Raw genomic sequence first — 1,967 nt, 5'->3', positions numbered from 1 at the left:
GTTTTTCATCTATTTTGCTTACATATCTGACAGGTTCCTTATTATACCAAATCAGGAACCTGTCTTTTTTTCTCCCACAAACATTTTACTCATACCAGCAGTTTGTCCAGAATTATAAAACAATTCCAGATGCAGCATCCTTCTAATTAGACTATTAGAAGGGGATTACAATGATATTGATCAATGGAATGGTGCAGTAGATTTCGTGTTTGTGTCTTTACCTACATCTAAATCGTTTGACATCATCCTTTTTAAAAAAGACATAATAGTTTGCATTGTTGGCGGATGAACCCACTTTCACGAACACGAACAACAGATGATTTCCTTTCCCTAACTGGAAGAAGAAGCGTTTATTATGCCAGAGTGGGGGAGCGATAACAATGTAAGGCGGATTTTAAAGGAAAATCAAGTGCCACCAAAGATCGAAATATGAAGTAGCTGAAAATCAAGCTGATCTTGGAATCAGTATACTTCCTGAAATGCTTTTGTTTCGTGTATCACACATTGTATTTTATTCATTTAGAAAGAGATCATTTATCGTACCATAGGGATTGCGGTAATATCTCTGAAAAACATCTCTTCAGCCGTCAAAAAATTTATTGATTGTGTTAAGTCAAGGTTAAGCAATCACTGTTTTTTTTTATTTTAGAATTATAAAAAATAGAACTATGTGCTAAATAATCAATATAACCGAACAAAAGAAGAGTGCAGGACATAAAAGTAGTATGAATTGCTTTGTCAAAAAAATCAATGAAGATGGTTCTGTTGTCTGGAATGACCACGGTACTCGTTGTGGCGTTTGCTTACAAATCGCCGCGGAATCCATTAAAATGAAACAAGAAGGTATGTCTATAAAGGAAATTCGCCACTACATTGACGAAAAGTACAAAGAAGGTTACGCAAAACCAACTAAAACTCCAATGCCTTTATAATAAACAAACCTCACTTTTCCGAAAACGAAGGCTTTACAATCCTCCCACGGTGGAGGATTTTTTGTTTTCTTAAGGCATATTTTATAAGTTTGGCAGATATAAAAGTAAAGACAACTTAGTACAAGGGGGATGATGGATGAACTCACTTTGGCTTTTAGGGTTTTCTGCTTCTGCTATTGGAATGTTATCTGGCGGAGTGATTGCTTGGTTGTTTAAAGGCTGGCAAAAAGGAACGCCAACCATTTTTTCAGTATGTAGTGGTATGATATTTGGACTGGTCACGATGGAAATTTTGCCTGAAAGCATAGAAATTGGAGGTTGGTTTATTGCTATTGTCGGATTGATTTTTGGTTATTTTATTTATAAGCATCTAGAAAAGGTTTCCCATCATGTGATCATTATTACCAATGACGCTAAAAAAGACTTATTTGTACATTCTGGTCTATTTTTAACATTCAGTATTGCCCTGCACAATTTTCCAACAGGCATCGCACTTGGAGCCAATACTCACGATTCATTGACTAAACCAATGATGACTGCGATCATGCTTCACAATATTCCAGAAGGGATTGCTGTTTTTACTCCCTTGCTGATGGCTGGGTTTGGAATTTTCAGCATCATACTTGGGGCAACCATAGCCTCCGCCCCCATAGGAGTTGGAGCCTTCATCGGAAGTAATTATGGGATGGGTGTCCCTTGGCTAGTAGCAATGATTATCGCATTGGCGATGGGGGTAATGCTTTCCGTGACGGGAAAAGAAATTTTTGGAACAGCTTTACGCACATCTACCAAAATATACTGCGTTATCATGGCTGTAATCGGTTTTGTATTGGTTTCATTTTACTTGTTTTTTCTATAAAAGACTTTACTAAAAAGGTGCATGTTAAGTTAACGGGTTCGGTTCAGAAGTACAAAATCAAGAAAAACAGTACAAATAACAGCGTAATTAGCACAAAATTCGAACCAAATTTAACAACTCACATTTCGCACCCTCTCGACAAAAATCGGGAGGATTTTTTTATCTTCCTGTCGAAT

At 36.8% G+C, this 1,967-nt stretch carries 1 protein-coding gene and 1 pseudogene; both read left to right on the top strand.

All coding sequences use genetic code 11. The features are described 5' to 3' along the window. Window positions 1-701 precede the first annotated feature (701 nt). Window positions 702-932, top strand: a pseudogene (locus BM213_RS14310) (PCYCGC motif-containing (lipo)protein); the annotation flags it as partial. 136 nt (window positions 933-1,068) lie between these two features. Beyond that, on the top strand, window positions 1,069-1,791 hold the full coding sequence (locus BM213_RS14305) for a ZIP family metal transporter (protein WP_050367239.1): 723 nt from the start codon (window positions 1,069-1,071) through the stop codon (window positions 1,789-1,791). Window positions 1,792-1,967: the final 176 nt, after the last annotated feature.

This window comes from Anoxybacillus pushchinoensis (genome assembly GCF_900111795.1).
GTDB lineage: Bacteria > Bacillota > Bacilli > Bacillales > Anoxybacillaceae > Anoxybacillus > Anoxybacillus pushchinoensis.
This window is presented reverse-complemented; position numbering and strand designations above follow the sequence as displayed.

Bases quoted from the DNA above. Each gene is read 5' to 3' on its own strand.
- BM213_RS14305 (WP_050367239.1), top strand. From the start codon at position 1,069: ATGAACTCACTTTGGCTTTTAGGGTTTTCTGCTTCTGCTATTGGAATG.